This window comes from Paramuribaculum intestinale (genome assembly GCF_030759015.1).
GTDB classification, from domain to species: Bacteria; Bacteroidota; Bacteroidia; order Bacteroidales; family Muribaculaceae; genus Paramuribaculum; species Paramuribaculum intestinale.
In genome coordinates, this window is the sequence record NZ_CP098825.1 from 2,599,641 (window position 1) to 2,624,708 (window position 25,068).

The window sequence follows — 25,068 nt, forward strand, 5'->3', positions numbered from 1 at the left end:
ACCCCCTAAACCGACAACGAAAATGGGATTTATGCGATACACACGCAAACAGGACGAGCGAACCGCCCACGCCTGTACGCACAACCTCGCCGACGTTCCCAACGGTGTAACCGTTAGCGTCGCCGACCTTATCCCCGGCGTTCCCCTTCGTGAAGGTTCCGTTATTTCCCCCGACGAAGCGGGTATTTACCACCTCGTCAAGACGGCAGAAGTAACGGAAGCCGCCACAAGCACCGCCACCGCCTACAAGGTAGCCAAGGGGCACCACTTCAAAGTAGGCGACTTCGTGATGTTCAAGACGGGCGCGAAGTCATACGCTATTACAGCCATTGACACCACCGCCAAGACCCACGACACCGTAACCGTAGGAACAACCCTCGGCGCGGCTATTCCCGTCGGTGGAGTGCTTACCCAGGCCAAAGAAGAAAGCGCAACCGTTTCGGCGTTCAAATACGCCCCCTTCGCTTGCGTCGGCGACTCTTACCCGGTGGAAGCACTTACTAACACCCCCGTCCCGGCCGTAACCTTCGGGCAGTTCAAAACCGCGCTTTGCCCCCCGATTAGCGACGCGATTAAAGCCGCCCTTCCTACAATTAAATTCATCTAACCAACAAGCCACAACAATAAGTTATGATACCTACTTTAATGCAGGGGCTTAACGAACAGGATATGGCGGGCGTAGTCAAGACCTACGACCTTAAACCCTTCTACTATCCTACACTTTTCCCGTTGAAGGAGAATTACTCCCTAACGTGGAAGGCGTTGGAAACGCGAATAGGGCTTAAAATTGCTGCCGACCTCGTAGCCCGTGGCGCAACCATTGACAAAAAGACCCGCGAGGCAATAGCCCGTATTCAGGGCGACATCCCCAAAATTGCCATTAAGCGCACCAAGAACGAGGAAGAACTCGACGACTACGAACTTATGATAGCCCGCACGTCGAAGAACCCCGACCTTCGCGCACTTGTGGAAGCGTGGGCCGAAGACACTAAATTTTGTTGGGACGGCGTAGCCGCCCGTTTGGAGTGGATAGCGTTGCAGTCCATTTCGCTCGGCAAAATTACGCTTACCAACGAAAACAACACTTCGGTACTTACCGAATACGATGTAGACTACCTTATCCCCGAAGAACAAAAGGTAGGCTTCCAAACCGGTTCCGCTTCGTGGGCTAATTCTACCGCCGCCCGTCCTATTACAAAGGACTTCAAGGCTGTTGTAAAATCCGCCAAGAAGAAGGGCGTTACGTTGAAGTACGCCTTTATGTCTACGGAAACCTTCGCCACCTTCACGGAAACCGAAGAAGTGCAGAAAACGTGTGCTTCCTTCGCCGCCAACGCACTCGGCGTTCAGCAGACACCGAGCCTCGAACAGGTAAACACCGCCCTTCGTGGACTTTCCTACCTTTACGGGCTTCAAATCATTGTCATCGACCAAGACATAACCATCGAATTAGGCGACGGAAGCCGCCCGTTCAGTGGCAACCCCTTCGTTAACGACGTGGTAATGTTCAGCGCAAGCAAGGTTTTGGGCCATACCTTCTGGAAACGTCCCGCCGACCTTAACGTAAAGGGTTCGGTAGCCCTCAAGACCCTCAACGGCCACACCCTTATTAAGAAGTTCGCCAACGAGGAACCGCTTGAAGAAGTGACGATGGGTATTGCTAACGCCTTCCCCGCGTGGGAAACTTCATCCGATAGTTGGCTTATGTCTACCGACGCTAATAAGTGGAACCACTAACCCTAACCGTCCGGGGAGTTTCGGCGCGTCGTGCTTCTTTGCACCTCGTAAGTGCAGTTAGCCCGACCCGGCTGTCGTTATCGGCAAGAACACGACGTAACGGAACTTCCCGGCTTAACCCCTTCCAACGATGACCTACAAAGAATGGATAACCCGCACCGCTTCCCGCTTCGGCGTAGCCGCAGCAGACGCGGAACTGATTTTAGCCAACCAAGCCGGGCTAATTCCCGACCCCGAAGCCGAAGTAGACGTAAGGACGGCGAAAACCGCCCTTTGTAAAGAGTTCGGCTCTATTATACCGTTGGCGAACGTCAGCGAAGGCGGCTATTCCGTTTCGTGGAATTGGGACGCTATTAAGTTTTGGTATAATCAAACTTGCGGCGAATTGGGGATAACACCCGCCAACGCGCCGAAGGTTAAAAACCGAAGCCGGATATGGTAGCAATTCAAGACATTATAAACAACCAATACCCGCACTTCCTTTACGTCCGCAACAGCGGCGGGGAAGCAGTACAGGACGCTAACGGCAGTTGGCAGACAACCGGGGCAGCGTGGAAACTTCACGCTTCATGCCGGGAAGAAACCAACGGCAAGGGAACGCAGATACAGGCGGCGAACGGTAGGTTTATAACATTCGCTTCCCTTATCCAACTTCCGGCGGGAACGGAGCGCGTAGGATTGGGCCAGGAAGTGGCCGCAGCCGACCGCGAACTGCTACCGTCAGAGCTTACCGACGAAGCCTTACAGGACGCACAGGCGGAAGGAGCAGTTAGGATTATTGGCGAGTGCTTGAAATTCGATAAAGGGCGACTTCATTGTAGGCTATGGGTATAAGCGCGAACTTCAATATTAACGACATAGACGCGACCTTTAAGGCGTGGTTAGCCGAAGTGGATAGGCAGCTAATAGAAAGCCTTACCCGCGTAGGCGAAGAAGCCGTAAAGTTAGCGAAGATGATACCGCCGGAACGTGGCTTCAAAGACCGCACGGGAAACCTACGCTCATCTATTGGCTACGTCGTATTGGTGGACGGTAAGCCCGTAAACGTGGCTTTTGCCGCAGTCAAGGGCGGACATGCCGGAGTTAACGAAGGGCAGCGGTTAGCCTTACAAGTGGGAAGCAAGACCGAAGGCTACGCTTTGGTAGTCGTGGCGGGTATGAACTACGCCGTTCACGTCGAGAGCAAAGGCCGCGACGTATTGACTTCCGCCGAAAAATTTGCCGAAAAGGAGGTAGCCAAACACTTAGCCGACTTAGTTACGAACATTAAAAACGCCTTCAAGTAGTGAAACATTGCAGCAGCATAGACACGGACGACATCCTCTACAAGTTGGTACAGGAAGCCGTTACTTCCGGGAAAGTCAAAATTTCCGGGGGCGTATTCGTCCAAGGGGAGCGACCCGACGACAGCGAAGCGGAAGACATCGTAATAAACACGATAGCCGTAACGCACGAAAAGCCCCAAACGGGTACTTCCAACGTGAATATCTTTGTTTCCGACAAGAAAGTAAAGATACGCGGACGGGAACAGCGCAAAGCCGACCGGGAACGCCTACGCACCATTGGCGACGCGCTTGTAGCCTATTTGGACGAACAGAACGTAGCCGACTTAGAATATTGGATTGAGAACGACACCACGATAAAAGAGATTGAGGTAAAGCAGCACTACCGCAATTTGAGAATAAGCTGGAATATACATTAACAATTTAACACCATACCCCTATGTCTACTATAACATTAGGTTTGTCGGCCATTCTCGGCAAGACAGAAGAACCCGCAAATGGCGACTTCAACGAAACGGACTATACCCGTTACGGCCTGACCTACCAAGACACAGCGAAGATGACACAGGAAGACGGCGAGGAAACGGAGTTTTACTCCGAGGAAAACGACGACCCGGAAGAAATCATAACCAAGCCCGGGAAAACTACGTTTGCCTTTTCCATCATGAACCCCGACCTCGCCTGTCTTAAACGTCTTTTCGGCGGCGAAATTGCGGCAGACATTTACGCCTACCCCGACGCTACCGCCGACATTGAAGAATCGCTTATCATCATTCCGCGCAAGGGCTTGAAGTTTCAAGTTCCCCGCGCCAAGATTAAGGCGAAGTTCAACGGCGAATTTTCCAAGAAAGGCCTCCTTCTTCTTGAAGTTACCGCCACCGTTCAGAAGCCCCATACCGACGGGCTTAAAAAGTTGTACGTTACCGTCATCAAGAAGACGACCTAACCGAGCAGCCCCGCACATTTACACCAAACCCGGAAGGCCCCGCTACATTGTTCCGGGGCCTTCCCAATTATTAAGACCATGCCACAGGACGACAAAATAGAAGCGTTGAACCGTGAACAAGCGGAACTGCGCAAAATGATAGGCGAAGGGGTGGACTTCGATATAGAGGTAACACACTACCGCCGCAAGCCCGGTTTTTGGGGCTTCTTCCGTCGCCGGGAGAAGATAACCGAAACGAGGGCGTACAAGATTAAAGAACCGACGTTAGCCACCTTAGACCGTCTTAGCCTTCTTTGGCTTCAAATGGAGATAGACGAAACCAAGTTAGGCGACGACGATTATTTACGCACCGCCCGCGCTTTGGCAAGCAAGGAAGCCGCCAAACTTGCCGAAGCGGTAGCCGTCGCCGTATTGGGCGAAGACTACTATATAGCCACCTACGACGGCACGACCTACCGCCGGAAGGAAGACAAGAAGGCTCTACGCGACCTTACACGGCTTTTCTTCCACACCCTTAAACCTTCCGAACTTCTTACTTTGGCGATTATAGTAACCAACGTAAGCAATTTAGGGGATTTTGTAAACTCTATGCGGTTGATGAGCGCAGCGCGAACAAGCGACCCGGAAACGACACGTATAGAGCAACAGGGTTAAAAAGTCCACAAGGCCGCCGGGGTTCCGTCTGCGCTCACTTCGGTTGGACATTGGACTACTTGCTACACGGTATTTCGTGGGGCGAGGTTTTGAGAATGATGATAGACGCGCCCGGCATTGACGACAAGGGCAAGGGAAGCACCACCCCCGGAACGTCCGGCGGCGACGATACCGAAATAGCCCTTACCGACGACAACGCCGAGCAACTTATGAACCTTATAAACAGCAGAAACCGATGAATATTCAAGGCGGCGGGCTGTCGTTTGACATTTCCGGTAACAACAAGCAACTTATTAGCGTTCTTAACGAGAGTAAGAAGGCTATACAGGAGTTCCAAGGCGCGGCCGTTTTAGGCGGTAAGCAGATGGACGGGGCCTTTACACGCGCCGCCCAAGCCATAGACAAAGCCTTTGCACAAATAGACGTGGTAGTAGACACCAATAAGGCGGCTATTGCCGAGTTGGAAGCCGAATACAAGCGGCTCGGTGTGGAAGCGTCTAAGGCACTTTCGGCAGGGCATAAGGAAGAAGCGGCAGCCCTTCAAACCAAACAAGCCCAACTCCGCGAAGAAATAACCCTACGCCAAACCGTCATAGACGAAGCCGGAAAGCAAGCCGACGCACTTCTACGCGAGGAACAGCAGTTAAGGAAGGCAGAGGAAGCCGCCCGAAACAACGCCAACGCCCAAATTTCGTTAAGGACGCAGCTCCGCAACGTCCGGGAGCAGTTAGGACAAATGGAAGAAGCCGGGCTACGCGGAACGGACACCTTCCGAAAGTTGCAACAGGAAGCCGGGCGACTTGCCAACGCCATAGGCGACGCACAGACACAGGCCCGAATATTTAGCCACGATAACGCCGGGCTTCAAGGAATGATAGCCGGACTTAGTGGCGTAGCCGGAGCGTTCAGCACGGCACAAGGCGCGGTAGCCCTTTTCGCCGGAGAAAACGAAAACCTTCAAAAAATAATGTTGAAGGTGCAGGCCCTTATGTCCATAACAATGGGTTTGCAGCAAGTAGCGAACGCCTTAAACAAGGATAGCGCGTTTATGCTTGTAACCGTCGCCAAGGCGAAGGAGTTGTTATCCGCAGCAACCAACCGCTTAACCGTGGCTTTGGGCGGCTCAGTCGTGGCCGCAAAAGCATTGATGGCTACTTTAACGTTTGGTTTATCGGTAGCCATTACCGCCGCTATATATCTTTGGGATAAATATAGCAGTAAGGCAAAAGACGCGACAAAGGCAAACGAAGAAGCAAAAAAAGTTTTTGATGAGTACCACAAATCCACCGCATCAAAAAGCGCGGACTTAGTGGGTAAATACCAACGCCTACGCGATGAATACAATAACTTGAAGTCAGCAGCAGAGAAACAAGAATGGATTAAAAACAACGCTTCCGAATTTGATAGCCTTTCCCTTTCCGTTAATAACCTTACGGACGCGGACAATGTATTTATAAAAAATACCAAGTCCGTTGTTAAGGCGTTGGAACTTCGCGCTAAGGCATTAGCCCTTCAAGAACTTCAAATGAAGGCTTACGAACAATATTACCAACGAATTATAGCCGCCGACCAAAGCGTGGCCGGGGGAGGCTTCTACACCAAGGTAGGAAATATAATTAAGCAAGGGACACAAGACCAAAAAGACCTCGGGGCGGCTATGAAGGCCGCCGGAGCGGTCAGCGCATCGGGTGACGCATATAACAAAGATAACGAATGGTACACGATGAGCGGCGGCGACTTCAAATTAACCCAAAAGGCCATAGACGCTATTAATGCGTACCGTGTAAGTCAAGCCCGAAGCACGAACCAAAGAATCCACAGCGAAGCACAAGCCGAATTAGACAAAACCGTAGGCTATACAAGGCAGCAGATAGCACTAACAGAAAAAGAATTAAAAGAATTAGACATACTTCGCACCAAAGGATCCAATAAACCAAACGGGAACGGTTCAAGTGCAGGAAGCAGTAGCAAAAATGAAAAAGACCCCTTCGCCGAGCAGTTAGCAACACGAAAAGGACTTTACGAAAAATATTTGAAGCGGATAACAAGCAGCGACGAAACCGTAAGGAACGCCGCCGCTTCCGAGTTCGCGCCCTTATTGAAGGAAGGCAGTAGCTATCTGCAATATTTGGAGAACCAACGCGCCGCTATTGAAGCCAAGACCACAAAAACCGCCGCCGACTTAAAGAACCTGACAACCCTTAACAACGAGATAGCCAACGCCACCCGCGAATCGGTTATTTCAGCCTTCGACGCGCAGCTACAACAGGAGTTAGCCCAGTGCAAGACCATTAGCGAAATGTTGGCGACCATTGAACGCCGACGTTCCGAACTTTCCGGGGATAATTCCGACGTGGATAACGCGAAGGCGGAAATCCTTAACACCGCCGAAGCAGACACACTCCAACAGGCGAAGGAAGAAACGAAGGCTTTGTTACAGGAATACGCGGGCTACCTTCAAGAGAAGATAGACTTTGAAGAAAGTTACGCCCGGAAGAAGGAACTTTTAAGCCGTCAAGCCGCAGAATCAGCCACGGACGCAGAACGCCAAGTAGCCGAAGCCGCATTAGCCGCGCTTGAAAAGGAGCGCGAGGAATACGCCAAGCGCAGCGGGAACGAGCAATACGACGCCCTGTTAGAGGAATACCAAACCTATCAGCAACAGGAAACCGCGATACTTGAAAAGTACGCCGCCCAACGTGCATTAGCCGAGCAACAGGGCAACGCTTCCATGATAGCGCAGATTAACGCCAAGCAACAAAGTGAACTTTCCAAATTGGCGGCGCAGCGTCTTATGGCTTCCGAGAGTTGGGGGCAGTTGTTTAGCGACATTTCCCGGCTCAGTACGACCACGATTAACCGACTTTTGAACGACATCAACAGCCGGAAAATCAACCTTTCGGCAGAGTTCAACCCCGCCGACCTTAAAGCCATTAACGACCAACTACAAAAGGCGAAGAACGAGTTAGCCACCCGTAACCCCTTCCTGGCCCTTCGCCAAAGCCTAAGCGAACTTCGCGCCGCTATGAAGGCGGAAAAGTTATTAGACAGCGACGACCCCTTTGTAAAGTCGTTGGAAGAAAAGAAGAAGCAATACGCCGACTATACCGACGCTATAAACAGCAGCGGCACCACATTAGCCGGAGCCGCGAAGGAAGCCTACGCCGACCTATTGGCGGAAGGTAGTAGTTACGTCGATATGCTCCACAAGAAAATAGCCACCCTTAACGGACTTAAAATTAAGGGCGAACTTACCATAGAAGGACAGGAGCAGCTCGATATATTGAACGCCGCCCTTAACAAAGAAACAGGCGTAGCAAAGAGCGTTGGCGCGGGCTTTAAGGAAGCCTTCGGCGACCTCGGCAGTAGCCTAACCTTCCTTTCGTCGTGCTTCGGAAGTGTGACAAACGGCATAAAGAAAATGGGTATTAGCATGGACGAGGAAACGGAAGCCATATTAGGCGACATAGGCGGAATGTTGGACGGGGCCTCTCAAATTGCCACAGGCATAGCCACCGCCAACCCGTTAAGCATTATTCAAGGATCCATAGGCTTTTTGTCGTCAGCCTTCGACCTATTTAACAGCCGCGACCGCAAGGCCGAAAAGTCAATTAAGAAGCATGAAGAAGCCGTTACCCGGTTGGGACGTGCCTATACAGCATTGGAACACGCCGTAGACAATGCCCTCGGCGAAACCGTCTACCAAAACCAAAGCGCGTTAATTCAGAACCTACGGCAGCAGCAGAACGAAATACAAGGAATGATTAACGACGAAATCTCCAAGAAGAAAACCGATTGGGGACGCGTCGAGGAGTTCCAAGAACGCTACGACGAAGCCGGGCGACAGATTGAGGACATCATCGCCGAAATCACGGAAAGCATTACCCAAACTTCCGCCGGGGACTTAGCCAACGAATTAAAGGACGCACTTATAGAAGCCTTCGAGAGCGGAGAGGACGCTGCAAAGGTATTCGGCGACGTAGCCGACAACGTGCTTAAAAACGCTGTTTCCAACGCCCTAAAACTTCAATTTTTGGAGAAGCCATTGCAGAACGCAATTAAGCAGCTTCAAAAAGATATGGGCTTCGACGCAGAAGGAAACGGCAGTTTCGACGGACTAACCCAAGCCGAACAAGACCGCTTTAAGGCTGCGGTAGCCGCAGCCGGGCAGAACTTCAAGGCGGCAATGGATATGTATAAAGACCTATTCGCCGAATTGGACGAAAGCGACCCGACAAGCCTAAGCGGTGCAATAAAGGGAGCAAGCCAAGAAAGTATAGACCTATTGGCCGGGCAGACCAACGCCGTAAGGCAGAACCAAGTTATAGCCATTGAAATTTTTAGGCAGCAGCTTATCCACCTTTCAAGCATGGATAACCGATTAGGGAACATAGCCGGAAGCCTTCTATCCATACTTAACCGTTTGGGAATAGACGACGGCGACGACCTACGAAGCCAAGGAATAACCGATTAACACAACAGCAAAATGCAACTACAAGAACTTAAGCAACGATTAGCAGCCGAAGCGAAGGCGGCGGGTATTTGTTCGGAGTGGTACGACTTCATATTAAAGGCTTCTTCTAAAGAACGCCTTATAACCCTTTTCGTCAAGGGTCAGGACTTCTGCTCCGAAAATAACTACCCTTCGCCGGAACTTCGCGCCGAGTTCTCCGACATACGCGCCCGCTTCGGTGTGTTTTGCGCCGACGACCTAATAGCGGCGAAAAGTCCAAGAAGTGTTATAGCCTTCGACAACGCCGCCGGGACGGTTGAATACGGTAACTTTGATGCCGGCCAAGTGTGGGCGCGTGACAACAGCGAGATAACCATCACGGCAAGAAATAACGCCTTTGTCGTCGTCAGCATAGACGGCGCGGCAAAGGTCAACATAACAGCAAGCGACAACGCACGGGTAAGCGTCATCCTTCACGGCGGAGAGTGCCAAACCCAGGCCACGGAGCAAGCGAGAATAAAAACAACCGATAAACGCAAGTAACATGGCATTAGAGCAAAACCTTATACTTAACCTTCCCTTCGACGAAGCGGACGGTTCAACCGTAGCCTATGACTTCGCCGCCAACCGCCACGACGCGGAAATAGTAGGCTGTCCCTTTGTCGTAGGCAAACGGGGCAACTGCCTACGCTTCCCCGGCGAAGGCTACGCCGAAGTTCCGGCTAACGTCATACCCTTAACCGGGAACTTCACTATTTTAGCGTGGGTCAAGGCGAACAAATACGCCGACGGAGTTACAGGAAAGCGAATCGGGCTTTTTTGTAATACCGCGCTATTGGAAGGAAGCCGCGAAATTTGGATAGACGTAAACCCCGATAGTTGGGGCTTCCTTACCATAAAGAAGGCCGGGAACACCGTAACCCTTTACTTAGACACGCAGCGCGTTAGCAGTGTTACGCTACCCGCCGCGCTTACAGGAATAGCCATTATTCAAGATGTCTATGGAACGGAATACGGCTACGCCGATTTGGACGAAGTGAAGGTTTACAATGTAGCCCTATCCGACGACGATATAGCCGGAAGCCTTAACAGCGTTTCGCAACTTGAATACTACCTTAACGGCGTAAACTTCCGCGAAATGGGTATAAGGGTAGAGAGTTCCAACGGCGTAACCGACCTTCCGAAGTTGAAGCAGGCCGCCTCAGTTGATTGGCCCGACTACCACGGCAAAGTAGTAGACCTCGCAAACAAGCGTTACGAGGAACGCGAAATAACGCTTAATTGTTGGTTGAAGGCTTCGGGTAAAATTGACTTCGTGGAGAGGGTAAACCGACTTTTCGAAATTCTACGCGAGGACGGAACGGCGCGGCTTATGATAAGCATCCACCCGACAAAGCCGCTACTTTACGAAGTCTACGCCCCGGACGGCATAGCCTTTAACAAGCGTTGGCGCGACGACAAGATGATAGGCACTTTCAGCCTAAAATTAAAGGAACCCGACCCCGTGAAGCGTGTAGTTCGCCACCAACCTATAAACGACGCAAGCCGCGAAGTAAGCATATCCCTCAAGACCGACAAAGTTGTTAACGTCTATTGGGGCGACGGCACCGTAACCGAAGACGTTTACGGCGACTTCACAGGCGCGAAGGCGTTGAAGCATACCTACGCCGAAAATGGCGTTTACTACGTCGTAATTGCCGGGGTTATTGAGGAAATAACCGACTTTTCTACCAACGGCATCATCGTATGGAACAGATTATAATTACCCATTCCGACGGAAGCGAAACCCCGCTTTTCAGCCGTAAGAACGTCAGCGGAATCAGTAAGGCGACCCAAAAAACCGCCTTACTTTCCGACGACGTTGTTACGGTTACCGTTTCGTCAGCCGTACCCCTTCCCGTCGATATTGGCGACCGTATAAAAGTCTACGGGCGTACCTATACGGCTAACCAATTACCCGAACCGGGTAAGAACGGACTACGCCGCTACGAATACGACATGACCTTTGAAGGGCTACAATACGGGCTGATAGACGCGCAATATAAGTTACCGCCGGACGCTTACGGCGATACCTATTACAGCGACCTATATGGGCATTTGCGCGTATTGGTGTGGAACGCCAACCGCGTACAGCCTAACAAGTGGCGTTTAGGGAGCTGCCCGGCAGAAGGAACGACCGACTACAAGAACCTAACCACGTCAAGCCGTAACTGCCTACAAGTGCTTCAAGACATTTGTAGCGAATGGAACGTAGAATTTGAGATAACACCCGGCAACGGCTTCAACACGATTAACATCAAGGAGAAGGCGGGCGTTACCCACGCCTTTACGCTTCGTTACGGACGTGGCAAAGGCTTGTATAGCCTTAAACGTACCAACGTGAACAATGCCGGACTAACTACCCGCCTTTTCGTTTACGGCGGACAGGATAACCTCGGACAAAACTACGGCCATACCCGGCTGTGCCTTCCCAACACCGACCGCCTTACTTCCTTCTTAGAGGACGCGAAGGCAATAGCCCAATACGGCGTAAAGGAAAACGAAAAAGTTTACGACATCAAGCCGGAGCGCGTCGGCGAGGTTACAGCCATAGGCCCGGACGAAATAACCTTTTCCGACACCACCGCCGGGGATAACGCTATGTTCGACTTGAACGCCAAAAAGCCGGACGGAAGTACCCGTTATCTATTGGACGGAGTGGCGGCAAAAATCAAATTCCAAACCGGGCAGTTAGCGGGCTACGAATTTGATGTACACAAGTACGACCACGCTACCCGAACCTTCATACTTAACCGCTTCACGGACGAAAATGGTATGGTATTCCCTTCCGCCACGTCCGGCGCGTTCCAAATTTCCAAAGGCGACAAGTATATAATTACCGAGATACAACTGCCCGAAAGTTATATTACCGCCGCCGAAAACAAGTTAGCGGAAGCCGCAAAGAAGGACTTCCCGGCCATGACACAGCCCCAAGTAAGTTATAAACTTACCCTTTCCGAAGACTTCCTTATAAAGACCTTCGGGCAAGAGGTGGAAGCCGAAATTTTCCACGTTGGCGACTACATTAACGTCAAGGACGAAGAATTAGGCATTAACAAGGCTGTCCGCATAGTGAGGATAGAACGCAACCTATTGAAGCGGCATACCTACGAAATAACCCTGAGCGACACCGTTACGAAGTCTACTACCGTCCGCGTATTGAACGAGATAGACGACATTAACGACGTGATAAACATCAACAAGTTAGCCGACCCCACAAGGGCGCGGCGACGTTGGATGGCTACGCAAGAGTTGTTAAACATGGTATTCGACCCGGAAGGCGACTATTACAGCGAGAAAATAAAGCCCCTTTCCATTGAAACGCAGATGTTAAGCGTTGGCGCGAAGTCTACGCAGTTCACGCTGTTAAACGTAACCTTCCAACCGAACTACAACAAGGATCCAAACGCGCTATACATTTCCGGCGGCCGGTTGGCCCATTACGCCATAGAAGAAAATATTAGGCAGTGGGTACTGACTACGGCGACCTATACCAACCTTAAACCCGCAACAGCCTATTACATTTACGCCCGTTGTTCCACAGCAGCGGGGGACGGTACTATTATCCTTTCGGAAAGTGCTATAACCGTAGAACAGGAAGCAGGGTACTATAACTTCCTCGTCGGAGTGCTTAACAGCGTCGTAACCGACGCGGGCGGCAAGAACCCCGGCCGATTGGTAAGCCTTACTTACGGCAGTTCCACAATAAACGGGCGTTTCCTTCGTACCGGACGAATTGAGAGCAGCGGCGGCGGTAAGTGCTACTTCGATTTGGATAACGACGAGATAGGCGGCGTTATTCGCTTCGTAGGCAGCGACGGCAACTATTATGACATTGCCGACGTACAGGACACAGCCGACCGCAAGCGGCAAGTATTCGTAGCACAGCCTTACGGCCCTTACGACGTAGGCGACCTTTGGCTACGCTCGTGGACGGATAGCACAGGAGTAGCCCGGAAAGACCTCTACCGTTGTGTTACCGCCCGCGCTTCCGGCTTTAACGTGAACGATTGGGCGGAAGCCACCTTTTACGACAATACCCAAGTAACCATCGACCGGGGTATAATTACAGCCGGGACGGTGCAGCTTGCTAACGGAAATTCCCAAAGTATTGTAGCCGGAATAACGGGCGGCGAGAACGAAGCAGCTAACGAAACCGAAGCCCGAAAGGTGAGGATTTGGGCCGGAGCAAGTAAGGCGAATCGCTTTACCGCTCCCTTCCGCGTCCTTCAAGACGGTAGTTTTGTAGCCACCAAGGGAACAATCACGGGAACCATTAACGCCAATTCCGGCACTATTGGCGGCTTTGAGATTGGAAGCGGACGAATTGGCACGGCTTCAAGTAGTACGGCTTCTTCGGGGAGTGGCCTATCCCTGTATGGCGATTTTATAAAATTCGCTAACACTTACTGCTGGGCTTCGATTGGTGCCAACGTATTGCCCGCGTCCGTCGGAATGGTAGGCGTAGGACGTTTTACTAATTCAACGCCAAACTCATGGGGTACGAACTACGGCCTTCTTATTAGCGTAACAGGAGCAACAACCAACCTCGCAATAAAAGCGACCGGGGCAATAGTTTCGGATAGCTATATAGAAAGTTACGGACTTGCGACAATAACACCATCTACCAACAATTGCCATATTCCGGGCGAGTTAACCTCGCCTACAATGTTCCGCATTAAAGCGAAGTTCATTTACGATAACGCCGGGATTGGCTTCCCTTCGCGTGGATCCATAGCCACCGCGTTAGGAATTGGCAGTAGTACCCCTTTTGCCGTCCGCTTTACTATTATTGTCGATAGCACAAGCACAAAGACAGGCTACATTACCGGGCGTAATACCTTCGTAACGGGCAAGAGCAGCGCCGGAGCCACAACGTACCCGATGAATAGTAATAGTTACCCATACCGACTAAACCAAAACGGCGGCAACGAAACAGGTAAAATGAATATGGCTAAGGGCGACACCGCCGAATTTATGTTAGTTTGGGACGGAAGTAGCAACTATTACGCTTATTGGCTTAGTCATATAAGTTAACCGACTGAAACACGCCGCTATATAGTGCTTTGTTACCCCGTCCTACACGGCGGGCGGGATAACAAACACTTCACGGATATTTAGCGACGTATTAAATTGATACGATTATAAAGTAAATTTGCACCAACTTAAAACGACCCTATATGACAAACAGGAACGGCGACCAAGTAAGCGTACAAGTTTCGGTAATTGGCCCGGTCAACTTCGACGGCGGCAGTTTCCGAAAAGGCACCCCCTTTTGCGTCAAGAACGACGGAGAAGCGGCGGTAGTGCTTGAAGTGAACCTTTGGGGAATGCCCGAAGGCGAGTTTATAGCCACGCGCTTTGAAACAGGGTGGAACCCCGAAATAGTCCGCGAGATAAAATCAACAAGTCAAAAAACCGCCCTTCTTTGGGGCTATTAAAACAACATACGAATATGGGTTTAATCATAGCAGCGGGCAACACTAAGCCCGCCTTCCCTTACGATTATTACTACGGCGTTAAAATCAAGACGACCGTAGCCGCTACCACGTTGGAGAGAGTGGGCCGCCCGGAACTTCACGTTTCGCTGCCTATTCAGTCCAAAATGCGCCGTTGTGTGCTTCGTGACAACGGAACGGTAGCCTACTACCTTCACGCTACCGACAGCACCAAGCGCGACAACGGAGCCGCCGCCAACCTTACCGGGGCGGACGGGCAAGTAATGGTTGAAATTCCCCGCCATTACCGAAAGTTTGAGTTCGACGGCACGGACTTAGTAGCCCTTATTTCCGAATACCCGTTACCCGGCTTCCACGAAATCCCCTTAATGTACCGCAGTGCCTACGAAGCCACCGTAGACCGCACCGTTACGGCTACGCCTAAATTGGCTTCCGTCGTCAACGCTACCGCCGCCTTCCGTGGTGGAAACAATAACACCGCGTGGGATGGAACATACCGCAGCCTTCTCGGACTTCCGGCTACACAAATTTCCCTTACCAACTTCCGCAACTACGCCCGCAACCGTGGCGAAGCCGGGCTTAACGGCAAAGGGTGGAACTGCGACCTATACGCCGCGCAGCTTACAACCTATTGGCTGTTCGTCATTGAATACGCCAACCTTAATTGTCAAGCGGCATTTAATGCGCAGCCCGACGCAAACGGCTACAAGCAGGGCGGACTCGGCGCAGGCGTAACAACGCTTAATAGTACGAAGTGGAACACCTTTAACAGCTATTATCCCTTCGTGCCGTGTGGCTATACCAACAGCCTCGGCAACGCTACGGGCGTGGTAGAGTTCACAATGCCCACCGAATACGACGCTACCCCCTTAGTCGTACAGGTTCCAAGTTACCGAGGGTTAGAAAACCCCTTTGGGCATATTTGGAGCTGGACGGACGGCTGTAAGTGTGAGATACAGAGCGACGCGGACGGCGGGCTGTCGAAGTTCTACGTTTGCAACGACCCGGCTCAGTTCCAAGACAGCAGCTATAACGGCTACGAGTACCGGGGCGACCTTCTCCGAAAGGAAGGCTACGTTAAGGCCATACTTGCCGGAGAGTTCGGCGAGAATATGCCGCGAGAGGTTGGCGGCGGTTCTACGACCTACTTCTCGGACTACTTCTATACTTCTATACCCGCTTCCGGCGTGGCTATGAGGGGCGTTTTGTTCGGCGGTAATGCGGCCGACGGCGCGGCTGCCGGGCTGGCGCACGCGATTACGACCTACGCGGCTACGAATACGGGTGCGAACCTCGGCTCCCGGCTTTGCTTTATACCCGCCGCGTAGCACGACCACGCCCCCACGACCTACAAAAACACAATAACCCGCCCCAACCGCCGCGTACCGTTTATTCGGCGGTTGGGGTCAATAAAAAACAAAAATATGGATACTCAAACGAACCCCGGACACGACGACGGAACCCTCGCCTTCCTGAATATTCCACAGGACGAGAATGACAAGCACTTCAACTGCCACGAAACCACGCAGCAGAAGTTAATTAACCTTTCCTTCTTCGTGCTTGACTTCATCGACGGAGTTAAGACCAAGTTCGGGGCGGAACGCTTCTTAGTGAAGATAAAGCACCCGGACAACAGCCCCGACAAGGCGGGGCAAGTGGAAAAGTTCTTTACCAATTCCACCGAAATAAAGTATGTGCTTCGTGAGATTAAGAAGCGTAACGCCTTCCCGCGAAAAGTCACTATGAGGGCTTCGGGAACGCGCTACTACTTTGAATAAAACGAATTGGGTTGTTTGCCTTCGGGCGTTTTGTTCGGCGGTAATGCGCACAACGGCGCGAATGCCGGGCTTGCGAACGCGAATACGAACAACGCGGCTACGAATACGAATGCGAACATCGGCTCCCGGAATTACTGATACACTTAGCCCCACAGGGTTAAGACACGATACTAAAAAGGCAAAGACCCCGCCCGCAAAGGCGAAAAATAGTAATTATTTAACGGCTTTTGGTAGGCTACCCGCCGAAGAACGCCATAGAATCAGCAAAGCAAAAAGAAGTGAAACGACGCGGAAACATATACGGCGAATTTAGCAGCGTGGAGAATATAGACCGCGCCGCCCGGATGTCGGACAAATACAAGCCCGAAAACACGGGGGTAATTTGTTCTTTGCTTGAACGCGACGAGTTCCAACCGTCGCCAACTTACAACGTAACCATCAATGACGGGAAGGAACGGCTTCTTACCATAGTTCCCGAATTTCCCGATAAGATAATACACCGCGCCATGCTTTTGACCCTTCGCCCGATTTGGGATAAGGTGTTTATTTCCGATAGTTACTGCGGCATAAGAGGACGGGGGCAACTTCCAGCGGCGTTTAAGATGCGCCGTTACATACAGGAAGCCCGGAAGGGAGGCCCTGTGTATTGTCTTAAACTTGATATACGAAAATTCTACCCGACAATAAAGCATGACGTTCTAAAAGGCATCGTCCGAAGGAGCATAAAGGACAAACGGATCCTTCGCGTATTGGACGCCATTATAGACAGCGAGGAAGGCGTTATGTTGGGTAGTCCAATAAGCCCGTACTTATCGAACCTTTATATAACTTACCTTTGTCATTACTTGAAGGAGAAGAAGGGCGTTAAGTGGCTTATAAATTACGCCGACGATTTTGGCATACTTTCCAACGACAAAGAGTTTTTGCACCGTTTGTTAGCGGACATCGAAGACTACACCAACGTAAAACTACGGATAGAAGTAAAGCGGAATAAGCAAATTTTCCCGGTAGCCTTAGACAGCAGCGACAAGCACGGCCGGGGCATTGACTTTTTAGGCTTCGTCTTTTACCTGAACGAAACACGGATAAGGAAGGGAATAAAGCGAAGCCTTTGCCGGAAAATTGCCAAGTTGAGGAAAGCCAAGCACCCTATATCACGGGAAGACTTCTTACAGGCTATTGCGCCGTGGTGGGCTTGGCTAAAATACAGCGATAGCCAATACCTTATTAACAAACTTAATAAAATAAGCCCGTATGAAATCAAATTCAGACGTTAGACCGTTGGCTATTCAGCCACTCGGTAACGGCGCGTACTACTACAACTACAACATCGTGGAGCGCGTCGAGGAAGTGGAACCCCAGGCCGTCGCAGACGACGCCGAAGGCGTGGACGTGGCAGACACCACGCCGCAGACCCGCACGACCTACGACTGCAACACGGTGCAGCTATGGGGAACGCCCAATTACAAGGACATAACCCGCGCCGTCATCCGCGCCGAAGTTTCGGAAACGGAAGAGTTCGGACTGATTAACGACTACAACGCCGCCCGCGCCGGACTTGTAGAGGAAGCCGAAGCCAAGGAAGCCGAAGAACGCTATACCGCGCACCTTCGCCGCGTCGCCGAGATTAAGGCGATGGTTAAGGTAGACCTCGCCGGGGCCGGGTACTAACCAACCTATACAACGATGGAGTATTTACCCGAAATAATTAGCGCGTTGGCTGTGATTATTACCGCGTGGTTCAGTTACAACCAATACGCAAAAAATAAACTTACCGACTTGAAGGTAGAGCAGATGCAGCGCGACAACGAAGTAAAGCGTAAGCGGCGTTCCGACAATTCGGCATTAGTCCACGGCGAATTGTGGGAAATACTTCATGAACTTAAAGCCGACCGGGTTTATATAGTTCAGCCGCACCCATTAGGCAACGAAAGCATGGTAAGCATCTACTTTGAAAGCAAACGCAAAGGAGTGGAGAGCATGAAGCCGCGTATTCAAAACCTAAAAATGTGCGACGTAGCGAAGTTTTGCGCCGACCTTACTAAGAACTTGTTTATGTTCATAACTGACATAGACAACCAAGTAACCGACCGCTACGCAAAATCTTTACTTTCGTCGTGTGGCACGGAGCAGGTAATAATAAAGCGACTTTCCGATAATTCGCACGATTGGGTAGGCTCAATCTTTTGCGAGTTTACCCACGGGCAGAAGATAGACGAAGCCGAAGCCCGCGCCATTCTTCACGAAGCCGCTATGAATATTCAGTACATTCTGCCCGCCTTCATTGACTAACCAATATTAACACAGCATGGCAAATTTAGCAATTTTAGCCCCCTTCATTTTGTCGCACGAAGGCGGCTTTGTAAACGACCCCTTAGACCGGGGCGGAGCGACCAACAAAGGCGTTACTATTGCGACGTGGCGACAAGTTGGCTACGACAAGGACGGCGACGGCGACATCGACGTAGACGACCTCAAGAAGATAACCGACACCGACGCGGTGGAGCGTGTTATGCGTCCCCACTATTGGAACCGGTGGAAAGCCGACCGCATTACTTCGCAGTCCGTCGCTAACATTGTCGTCGATTGGGTATGGGCTTCCGGCAAGCACGGAATAACCAAGGTGCAGGCTCTTCTCGGCGTAACGGTGGACGGCATTGTAGGCGACAAGACCTTAGCCGCCCTTAACGCACAGCCGCCCCGCGTCCTGTTCGACAAGATTAAGGCCGCCCGCGTCGCCTTCATTGAAGGCATCATAGCCGCCAACCCTTCACAAAAGCGGTTTAGGAAAGGCTGGCTTAACCGCCTTAACCGTATTCAGTACGGAAGCCTTACCCACAACACGAACCCCGCTAAAAAAGTAACCTTCCCCGACGTATGACACGAATAGCCATTTTCCTAATAGCCGCCGTCGCCTTCTTCCTTTCCGGCTGTTCCACCACCCGGAAGACAACGGCGACCAAAACCCAGGCCGAAGCGCAGCTTACAGCGACGACCGCCGGACAGCAGCACACCGAAGCCACAGGGCAGACCGCAATAATTACCAACGTGCAGACCGACGAGAAGAAGAACGTAGTTATAGACTTCGCCAAGGTGGAATTTTACCCCGGCGAAGTTCCTACGCTTCCTTCCGACAGCACCGCCCCCGATTGGCTTAACGCGATAGTTCCGGGCGGATCCATTGAGGACGGCACGAAGGCGAAGCCCCCCAACGTGAAAAGTATCACTACGGGCCGGGCAGTCATTAACGGCGAAAAGAACGAGAGCCGGGCGACCGAAGCCACAGCCCAAGCGACCGCCACTGAGGACACCGCAATAAAAGCCGACGTTTCGGCGGCCCAACAGGAAGCCACCGAAACCAAGACCGAGGAAAAGCCGAAGTTCGCTATTTGGGATTGGCTTTACCTTATAGTTGTCGGCGGCTTTTCTGCCTATGCCTTATTTTACGGCGTAAAGACAATTATTAAAATACACAACGCCGCGAAGAAGGGCAGCTAACACAAGAACCGAGCCGGAAGCCGTGGGGCAGCTTCCGGCTTGTCTATTTCCGGGCATAACAAAAGAAAAGTACCCGAAAAAGTCCGTTTTTGGGTACTTTTTCGGGTACTTATTTGCTAATTCGCTGATTTTCAGCGTTACGAGCGGAGAGAGAGGGATTCGAACCCCCGGAGGTGTGACCCTCAACGGTTTTCAAGACCGCCGCAATCGACCACTCTGCCATCTCTCCAGGTGCAATACTGTGGGTTTGCGTGTGCAAAGTTAGCCAATATTTTTGTTTTTTGCAACGCTATGATCAATTATCATCAATGATTGAGTCGGTTTTTTGAGGTTTTACGGGTTGTGTGGCACGCCTCTCCCGCGATAGGCAGAGGGGCTACGTGGGATCGAGCGTCAGAGAAGCGTGCGGCGGCAAAAGCCATGCCTCAGCAGAATGCTCCGGGATGCGGCCGGAGGAGATGTGGGGGTGGCATGAAGTGATGTGCGGAGCTATCTGTCGCGCCTCCGGTTCCATATAACTTCGGGGCATCCTTCAGCCACGTTGCACCGACGGGCAACGGCAAAGAGCAGATCGCTCAGACGGTTGAGGTATATTATGCAGGCGGGATCGACCGGTTCGAGCCGCGAGAGGGCTATGACGCGGCGCTCTGCGCGACGGCATACTGTACGCGCTACATGAGCCTGCGAGGCTGCGACACTGCCTCCGGGGAGTACGAAGCAACGGAAGGGCGGGAGCGCGGCGTCGACTTCATCGATCAATGCTTCGAGGTCGGCGATTTCGGCGGCATCAACTCCCGGTGCGGGCGGAGTGTCGGCCGATGGCGGAGTGGCGAGCGATGACCCTATATCGAATAGCCGGCTCTGGATCATGGGGAAGCGGGGGGCAAGCATCTGATCCGCGGTCATGTGTGCGGCAAGAAGCCCGATGTGTGAGTTGAGCTCGTCGATCGTTCCGTAAGCCTCGATTCTTGGAGCCGACTTGTCGATTCGCTGGCCGCCGATGAGCGATGTGGTGCCCTGGTCGCCGGTGGCTGTATATAACTGACTTTTTTTCATGCGCTTTTCGTGTTTAAGTTTTGGCAAAGTTAGCGATTTGCATCTAATGATACAACCGTCGGCCGGAGGCGATAGTTTAACAGCATCGTGCGGCCGATGCTATGGAGTGGCATCGGCAAAGGTGCGGAGAAAGGATGCTTGGCCGTGATATGGGCGGTCGAGGCAGTCAACGGTGACAAGGGGATGAAGTGTCGGCAGAGTCATGGAAGCTCTGGCGGGGGGGGGGAGGAAGCTTAGCAATGGCGCCGGTATCCAGTTTTTCAGGCGTTATTGAGGATAAAATCGGAGTGACGTTTCGGCGATGCGGGAAATGGAGCCGGCGGTGTGTCCGCACGGCGTGGCTGTCAGACCGAAAGGCGATCGGTATATACATCGAAGAAGTTGCGTTTCAGCACATTGCTGATACGCAGCAGAAGCTCTGTATCGATGCTTGCGCGATGGAATATCTTGTAGACATTCGTGCGGTTGCAGCTCAGCTTGTTGGCGAACCAGACGACCGATCGGTCCTGGCTGCGGAGCTCCTCCTCAATAAGCTTGCCGATAAAAATTTGGCTCATAAGAAAAAGAAAATGGTGTGGAGAATAAAAAAATGGGCGGAACCGGATGTTCTTATTGTCTGCCTTAGGCACCGCCAAGCGCCTTGTCCTCCTACAATAAGGCCACCGGTTCCGACCCAATGACGGCCGGATAGAGTAGCTTTATTCCAGAGGACATGTGTTGTATGGCGGTTTCCAGACTCAGGGAATAAGAGCGGTCTGCTCATATAATCTTATTAACAAACGATCCGTTTTGAGGGAATCTCTATTCCGACGGACTATCTAAACCATGGTCGGACATGCAGACAGAAACCTGCGCGACGGAGCAAATCCAAGCTGATGCTTATCCTTCCTGTTTGCGCAAAATTACAATATTTTTTTTGCACCGTCAATGATTTCACAAACATTATATTGCAGTTTTTCGATTTCTGAATACCATTTGATTACACTTCTGTAAAGAAATCAGAAATCGTCAAAGACTCCGCAATCTCAGCCATCGGCTCAATAACCCATCACGGCCAGGAGCGTCGGAGTGAGCAAGGCGGTGAAAAGCCCGTTGAGCGTAAGTCCGAGCGAGGCCCACGCGCCATATCGGCTGCCGCCATGTTCTATGGCTGCCGTGGTGCCGAGAGCGTGTGCGGCCGTTCCCATGGCCAGCCCCCGCGCCATCGGACTTTTCACGCGAGTCATTTTCATCACACGGAATCCGGTCATGCCGCCGAAAATTCCAACGCACACCACCACTGCGGCGGTCAGCGGCGGCAGTCCGCCCACTGCGGCCGTCACCTCCATGGCTATGGGGGTGGTGACCGACTTCGACGCCAGCGAGAGCACCACTTCGCGTGAGGCTCCCATGGCCTGGGCAAGCAGTACCACCGATACGACTCCGGCCACACATCCGGCCAGTTCGGCGGCAATGATAGGCAGGATCTGCTTGCGGATTGTCGACAGCTGCTTGTAGAGCGGCACCCCAAGCGCCACCACTGCCGGCTTGAGCCAGAACTCCACCATGCCTCCGCCCTGGGTATAGGTTTCGTAGGGCACTCCTGTCAGCACCAGAAATAGTATCAGCACCGCCACCGACACCAGTATGGGATTGAGTATGGCCAGCCCGGTGCGCTTGAACAGGATACGCGCTCCGATATACACCACGAAGGTGAGAGCCAGCAGAAAGTAGTTATTTTCGAGAAACTCCATTGTGAGGCATGATTTTGCGTGAAAACTGATGAATAAGCCCGGTGACGGCTATGACTATCACCGTGCTGACAGCCGAAGCGGCTATGACGGCTCCCCACTGCCCCTCGACCAGATCGAAGCAGCCCATGAGAGCCACACCCGCCGGCACGAAGAAGAAGCCGAGATTGGATACCAGAAAGTCGGCCACACCCTCTACATGACGCAGCCTGACTATGCGCAGCTTAAGAGCCAGAGTGAGCAGCAGCATACCTATGATGCTCGAGGGCACCGGCACCCCGGTGAGCCACACCACAAGCTCGCCTGCAGCGAGAAACGTGAACAAAACGGCAAGTTGAAGTATTACCATAATAAGTACAATGACGGTTGTCGGGATGTCAATATCAGGCCGCAATAACGACCTGCACACGACGCAATGCGCCGCAGCGCAAATACGGCGGCAAAATTAACAATATTACTCCAATCCTACCCAACTAAACTTAAAAATAATTAATATGGAAATTTTTCCTTAATGCATACTCCCACGCATCGAAAAAAAAGCTAACTTTGCAGACGGTAAACAAGGCAAAGTCGACCGTACCGGCGGCCAACAGCCTGCCAACCGATTAGAACAATCAACTCAATTACTTATATTTCAAGTTTTTAAGACATGAGCACAATCGACTTATCGCAGTATGGCATCAAGAATGTCAAGGAGATAATCCACAATCCCTCCTACGAGCAGCTCTTCAAAGACGAAACCGATCCCTCGCTGGAAGGCTTTGAGAAAGGCACAGTGACCGAACTCGGCGCCGTCAACGTGATGACCGGTGTATATACCGGCCGCTCGCCCAAAGACAAGTTCATCGTACTTGACGACAACTCCAAGGACAAGGTATGGTGGACAACCGAGGAATACCCCAACGACAACAAGCCTGTCACCGAAGCTGCATGGAAGGAGATCAAGCAGATCGCCGTCAACGAACTCAGCGACAAGAAACTCTACGTGGTAGACTGCTTCTGCGGCGCCAACCACGACACCCGCATGGCTGTGCGCTTCATCGTTGAAGTGGCATGGCAGGCTCACTTCGTGACCAATATGTTCATCCAGCCCTCTGCTGAGGAACTTGCCAACTTCAAGCCCGACTTCGTAGTGTTCAACGCATCGAAGGCCAAGGTGACCAACTTCAAGGAACTCGGCCTGAACAGCGAAACCGCTGTCGTGTTCAACACCACTTCGCGCGAGCAGGTGATCATCAACACCTGGTATGGCGGCGAGATGAAGAAAGGCATGTTCTCGATGATGAACTACTACCTGCCCCAGCAGGGCATCGCCTCGATGCACTGCTCGGCCAACACCGACAAGCAGGGTCAGAACACAGCCATCTTCTTCGGCCTCTCGGGAACCGGCAAGACCACTCTCTCGACCGACCCGAAGCGTCTGCTCATCGGCGACGACGAGCACGGCTGGGACGACAACGGCGTGTTCAACTTCGAGGGCGGCTGCTACGCCAAGGTGATCAACCTCGACAAGGAGTCGGAGCCCGACATCTTCAACGCCATCAGACGCGACGCACTGCTTGAGAACGTGACCGTAGACAACAACGGCAAGATCGACTTCAAGGACAAGAGCGTCACCGAGAACACCCGTGTGTCCTACCCCATCAACCACATCGAGAGCATCGTTGAGCCCATCAGCGCAGGCCCGGCCGCCAAGAACGTAATCTTCCTTTCGGCCGACGCATTCGGAGTGCTGCCCCCCGTATCGATCCTGACCCCCGAGCAGACGAAGTACTACTTCCTCTCCGGCTTCACCGCCAAGCTCGCAGGCACCGAACGCGGCATCACCGAGCCCACCCCGACCTTCTCGGCTTGCTTCGGACAGGCGTTCCTCGAACTCCACCCCACCAAGTATGCCGAAGAGCTCGTTAAGCGCATGCAGCAGAGCGGCGCCAAGGCTTATCTGGTCAACACCGGCTGGAACGGCACAGGCAAACGTATCTCCATCAAGGACACCCGCGGCATCATCGACGCGATCCTTGACGGCGCTATCCTGAATGCTCCCACCAAGAAGCTCCCGATCTTCAACTTCGAGGTTCCCACCGAACTGCCCGGAGTTGATCCCAAGATCCTCGACCCGCGCGACACCTACACCAACCCCGAAGAATGGGATGTAAAGGCTCAGGATCTCGCAGCACGCTTCATCAAGAACTTCAAGAAGTATGAGAACAACCCCGCCGGCAAGGCTCTCGTAACAGCCGGCCCGCAGCTCTAAACAACTGCTTCTCAAACCCTACCAAAGGCAGGCGCCAGAGCGACTACGGTCGCTTTGGCGCCTGCCCCGCTTTCATCCAGCACCATCCATTACCAAAAAGAGCGGTGTGGCTGCTATCCATGCAAGAGGATGCAGCCACACCGTAGTGTTTTTTGTCGGAAAGCCCGCTACACTTCTCCGG

25 protein-coding genes and 1 tRNA gene are annotated in these 25,068 nt (G+C 52.2%); 21 read left to right on the forward strand and 5 right to left on the reverse strand.

Annotation, left to right across the window (positions count from 1 at the left end; genetic code table 11):
- The first annotated feature begins 22 nt into the window (after nucleotides 1-22).
- The 20 genes from NF347_RS11680 (at nucleotide 23) to NF347_RS11775 (ending at nucleotide 19,847) form a co-directional block, all read left to right on the forward strand.
- Entirely contained in the window at nucleotides 23-607 is a 585-nt protein-coding gene (locus NF347_RS11680; RefSeq protein ID WP_240605021.1) for a hypothetical protein, read from the forward strand.
- Nucleotides 608-630: 23 nt separating this feature from the next.
- Nucleotides 631-1,737 carry a major capsid protein gene (locus NF347_RS11685; protein ID WP_306254263.1) on the forward strand — a complete coding sequence of 369 codons (1,107 nt, stop codon included), beginning with the start codon at nucleotides 631-633 and terminating at the stop codon, nucleotides 1,735-1,737.
- A 130-nt stretch (nucleotides 1,738-1,867) separates the two neighbouring features.
- Entirely contained in the window at nucleotides 1,868-2,179 is a 312-nt protein-coding gene (locus NF347_RS11690) for a DUF6706 family protein (protein ID WP_306254264.1), read from the forward strand.
- 448 nt (nucleotides 2,180-2,627) lie between these two features.
- A complete protein-coding gene (locus NF347_RS11695) occupies nucleotides 2,628-3,023 on the forward strand; it encodes a hypothetical protein (RefSeq protein WP_133165570.1) in 396 nt (131 codons plus the stop codon).
- Nucleotides 3,023-3,439, forward strand: a complete 417-nt coding sequence (locus NF347_RS11700) for a hypothetical protein (protein ID WP_107681887.1) — start codon at nucleotides 3,023-3,025, stop codon at nucleotides 3,437-3,439. The genes NF347_RS11695 and NF347_RS11700 overlap by 1 nt, the downstream gene beginning before the upstream one ends.
- 20 nt (nucleotides 3,440-3,459) lie before the next feature.
- Nucleotides 3,460-3,966 carry a phage tail tube protein gene (locus NF347_RS11705; RefSeq protein WP_107681888.1) on the forward strand — a complete coding sequence of 169 codons (507 nt, stop codon included), beginning with the start codon at nucleotides 3,460-3,462 and terminating at the stop codon, nucleotides 3,964-3,966.
- Between the two features lie 105 nt (nucleotides 3,967-4,071).
- Nucleotides 4,072-4,620 carry a hypothetical protein gene (locus tag NF347_RS11710; RefSeq protein WP_133165571.1) on the forward strand — a complete coding sequence of 183 codons (549 nt, stop codon included), beginning with the start codon at nucleotides 4,072-4,074 and terminating at the stop codon, nucleotides 4,618-4,620.
- Between the two features lie 89 nt (nucleotides 4,621-4,709).
- Nucleotides 4,710-4,859 (forward strand): hypothetical protein, encoded by a 150-nt coding sequence (locus tag NF347_RS11715; protein WP_161553900.1) that lies wholly within the window; start codon nucleotides 4,710-4,712, stop codon nucleotides 4,857-4,859.
- Complete coding sequence (locus tag NF347_RS11720; protein WP_306254265.1) at nucleotides 4,856-9,094, forward strand: coiled-coil domain-containing protein; 4,239 nt, start codon at nucleotides 4,856-4,858, stop codon at nucleotides 9,092-9,094. The genes NF347_RS11715 and NF347_RS11720 overlap by 4 nt, the downstream gene beginning before the upstream one ends.
- A 12-nt stretch (nucleotides 9,095-9,106) precedes the next feature.
- Nucleotides 9,107-9,616, forward strand: coding sequence for a hypothetical protein (locus tag NF347_RS11725; RefSeq protein ID WP_123542309.1), 510 nt, complete (start codon nucleotides 9,107-9,109; stop codon nucleotides 9,614-9,616).
- A 1-nt stretch (nucleotide 9,617) separates the two neighbouring features.
- The gene (locus NF347_RS11730; protein WP_107681966.1) at nucleotides 9,618-10,835 is read left to right on the forward strand and encodes a LamG-like jellyroll fold domain-containing protein; all 1,218 of its coding nucleotides are present in this window, start codon (nucleotides 9,618-9,620) and stop codon (nucleotides 10,833-10,835) included.
- On the forward strand, nucleotides 10,820-14,149 hold the full coding sequence (locus NF347_RS11735; RefSeq protein ID WP_306254266.1) for a phage tail protein: 3,330 nt from the start codon (nucleotides 10,820-10,822) through the stop codon (nucleotides 14,147-14,149). Before NF347_RS11730 ends, NF347_RS11735 begins: the two co-directional genes overlap by 16 nt.
- Nucleotides 14,150-14,292: 143 nt before the next feature.
- Entirely contained in the window at nucleotides 14,293-14,553 is a 261-nt protein-coding gene (locus NF347_RS11740; protein ID WP_107681809.1) for a hypothetical protein, read from the forward strand.
- Nucleotides 14,554-14,567: 14 nt separating this feature from the next.
- Nucleotides 14,568-15,899: a hypothetical protein gene (locus NF347_RS11745; RefSeq protein WP_107681810.1), complete on the forward strand. Its 1,332-nt coding sequence runs from the start codon at nucleotides 14,568-14,570 to the stop codon at nucleotides 15,897-15,899.
- 96 nt (nucleotides 15,900-15,995) lie between these two features.
- The gene (locus tag NF347_RS11750) at nucleotides 15,996-16,349 is read left to right on the forward strand and encodes a hypothetical protein (RefSeq protein WP_107681811.1); all 354 of its coding nucleotides are present in this window, start codon (nucleotides 15,996-15,998) and stop codon (nucleotides 16,347-16,349) included.
- Nucleotides 16,350-16,576: 227 nt separating this feature from the next.
- Nucleotides 16,577-17,626, forward strand: coding sequence for a reverse transcriptase domain-containing protein (locus NF347_RS11755; RefSeq protein WP_306254268.1), 1,050 nt, complete (start codon nucleotides 16,577-16,579; stop codon nucleotides 17,624-17,626).
- A complete protein-coding gene (locus tag NF347_RS11760; RefSeq protein WP_133165579.1) occupies nucleotides 17,604-18,020 on the forward strand; it encodes a hypothetical protein in 417 nt (138 codons plus the stop codon). Before NF347_RS11755 ends, NF347_RS11760 begins: the two co-directional genes overlap by 23 nt.
- A gap of 15 nt (nucleotides 18,021-18,035) precedes the next feature.
- Nucleotides 18,036-18,641: an RNA-binding protein gene (locus NF347_RS11765; RefSeq protein ID WP_107035313.1), complete on the forward strand. Its 606-nt coding sequence runs from the start codon at nucleotides 18,036-18,038 to the stop codon at nucleotides 18,639-18,641.
- Nucleotides 18,642-18,657: 16 nt separating this feature from the next.
- Entirely contained in the window at nucleotides 18,658-19,230 is a 573-nt protein-coding gene (locus tag NF347_RS11770) for a glycoside hydrolase family 108 protein (RefSeq protein ID WP_107035314.1), read from the forward strand.
- Nucleotides 19,227-19,847 carry a hypothetical protein gene (locus NF347_RS11775; protein WP_107035315.1) on the forward strand — a complete coding sequence of 207 codons (621 nt, stop codon included), beginning with the start codon at nucleotides 19,227-19,229 and terminating at the stop codon, nucleotides 19,845-19,847. Before NF347_RS11770 ends, NF347_RS11775 begins: the two co-directional genes overlap by 4 nt.
- A 144-nt stretch (nucleotides 19,848-19,991) precedes the next feature.
- Here NF347_RS11775 and NF347_RS11780 read toward each other — a convergent pair.
- The 5 genes from NF347_RS11780 to NF347_RS11800 all read right to left on the reverse strand — a co-directional run bounded on the left by NF347_RS11780 (nucleotide 19,992) and on the right by NF347_RS11800 (nucleotide 22,982).
- Nucleotides 19,992-20,076: transfer RNA gene (locus tag NF347_RS11780), tRNA-Ser, on the reverse strand.
- A 260-nt stretch (nucleotides 20,077-20,336) separates the two neighbouring features.
- A complete protein-coding gene (locus tag NF347_RS11785; protein ID WP_107035316.1) occupies nucleotides 20,337-20,903 on the reverse strand; it encodes a cob(I)yrinic acid a,c-diamide adenosyltransferase in 567 nt (188 codons plus the stop codon).
- A gap of 344 nt (nucleotides 20,904-21,247) precedes the next feature.
- Complete coding sequence (locus NF347_RS11790; RefSeq protein WP_202613068.1) at nucleotides 21,248-21,460, reverse strand: XRE family transcriptional regulator; 213 nt, start codon at nucleotides 21,458-21,460, stop codon at nucleotides 21,248-21,250.
- Nucleotides 21,461-21,940: 480 nt separating this feature from the next.
- The gene (locus tag NF347_RS11795) at nucleotides 21,941-22,636 is read right to left on the reverse strand and encodes an LrgB family protein (protein WP_107681877.1); all 696 of its coding nucleotides are present in this window, start codon (nucleotides 22,634-22,636) and stop codon (nucleotides 21,941-21,943) included.
- On the reverse strand, nucleotides 22,617-22,982 hold the full coding sequence (locus tag NF347_RS11800) for a CidA/LrgA family protein (RefSeq protein WP_107681878.1): 366 nt from the start codon (nucleotides 22,980-22,982) through the stop codon (nucleotides 22,617-22,619). Before NF347_RS11800 ends, NF347_RS11795 begins: the two co-directional genes overlap by 20 nt.
- A 300-nt stretch (nucleotides 22,983-23,282) precedes the next feature.
- Here NF347_RS11800 and pckA point away from each other — a divergent pair, with 300 nt between their 5' ends.
- Complete coding sequence (gene pckA, locus NF347_RS11805; RefSeq protein ID WP_107035320.1) at nucleotides 23,283-24,887, forward strand: phosphoenolpyruvate carboxykinase (ATP); 1,605 nt, start codon at nucleotides 23,283-23,285, stop codon at nucleotides 24,885-24,887.
- Nucleotides 24,888-25,068 lie beyond the last annotated feature (181 nt).

Coding starts and splice junctions, on each gene's coding strand:
- pckA (WP_107035320.1), top strand. CDS start 23,283: ATGAGCACAATCGACTTATCGCAGTATGGCATCAAGAATGTCAAGGAG.
- NF347_RS11750 (WP_107681811.1), top strand. CDS start 15,996: ATGGATACTCAAACGAACCCCGGACACGACGACGGAACCCTCGCCTTC.
- NF347_RS11785 (WP_107035316.1), bottom strand. CDS start 20,903: ATGAAAAAAAGTCAGTTATATACAGCCACCGGCGACCAGGGCACCACA.
- NF347_RS11690 (WP_306254264.1), top strand. CDS start 1,868: ATGACCTACAAAGAATGGATAACCCGCACCGCTTCCCGCTTCGGCGTA.
- NF347_RS11720 (WP_306254265.1), top strand. CDS start 4,856: ATGAATATTCAAGGCGGCGGGCTGTCGTTTGACATTTCCGGTAACAAC.
- NF347_RS11730 (WP_107681966.1), top strand. CDS start 9,618: ATGGCATTAGAGCAAAACCTTATACTTAACCTTCCCTTCGACGAAGCG.
- NF347_RS11765 (WP_107035313.1), top strand. CDS start 18,036: ATGGAGTATTTACCCGAAATAATTAGCGCGTTGGCTGTGATTATTACC.
- NF347_RS11770 (WP_107035314.1), top strand. CDS start 18,658: ATGGCAAATTTAGCAATTTTAGCCCCCTTCATTTTGTCGCACGAAGGC.
- NF347_RS11790 (WP_202613068.1), bottom strand. CDS start 21,460: ATGAGCCAAATTTTTATCGGCAAGCTTATTGAGGAGGAGCTCCGCAGC.
- NF347_RS11760 (WP_133165579.1), top strand. CDS start 17,604: ATGAAATCAAATTCAGACGTTAGACCGTTGGCTATTCAGCCACTCGGT.
- NF347_RS11735 (WP_306254266.1), top strand. CDS start 10,820: ATGGAACAGATTATAATTACCCATTCCGACGGAAGCGAAACCCCGCTT.
- NF347_RS11740 (WP_107681809.1), top strand. CDS start 14,293: ATGACAAACAGGAACGGCGACCAAGTAAGCGTACAAGTTTCGGTAATT.
- NF347_RS11680 (WP_240605021.1), top strand. CDS start 23: ATGGGATTTATGCGATACACACGCAAACAGGACGAGCGAACCGCCCAC.
- NF347_RS11745 (WP_107681810.1), top strand. CDS start 14,568: ATGGGTTTAATCATAGCAGCGGGCAACACTAAGCCCGCCTTCCCTTAC.
- NF347_RS11685 (WP_306254263.1), top strand. CDS start 631: ATGATACCTACTTTAATGCAGGGGCTTAACGAACAGGATATGGCGGGC.
- NF347_RS11800 (WP_107681878.1), bottom strand. CDS start 22,982: ATGGTAATACTTCAACTTGCCGTTTTGTTCACGTTTCTCGCTGCAGGC.
- NF347_RS11725 (WP_123542309.1), top strand. CDS start 9,107: ATGCAACTACAAGAACTTAAGCAACGATTAGCAGCCGAAGCGAAGGCG.
- NF347_RS11705 (WP_107681888.1), top strand. CDS start 3,460: ATGTCTACTATAACATTAGGTTTGTCGGCCATTCTCGGCAAGACAGAA.
- NF347_RS11775 (WP_107035315.1), top strand. CDS start 19,227: ATGACACGAATAGCCATTTTCCTAATAGCCGCCGTCGCCTTCTTCCTT.
- NF347_RS11795 (WP_107681877.1), bottom strand. CDS start 22,636: ATGGAGTTTCTCGAAAATAACTACTTTCTGCTGGCTCTCACCTTCGTG.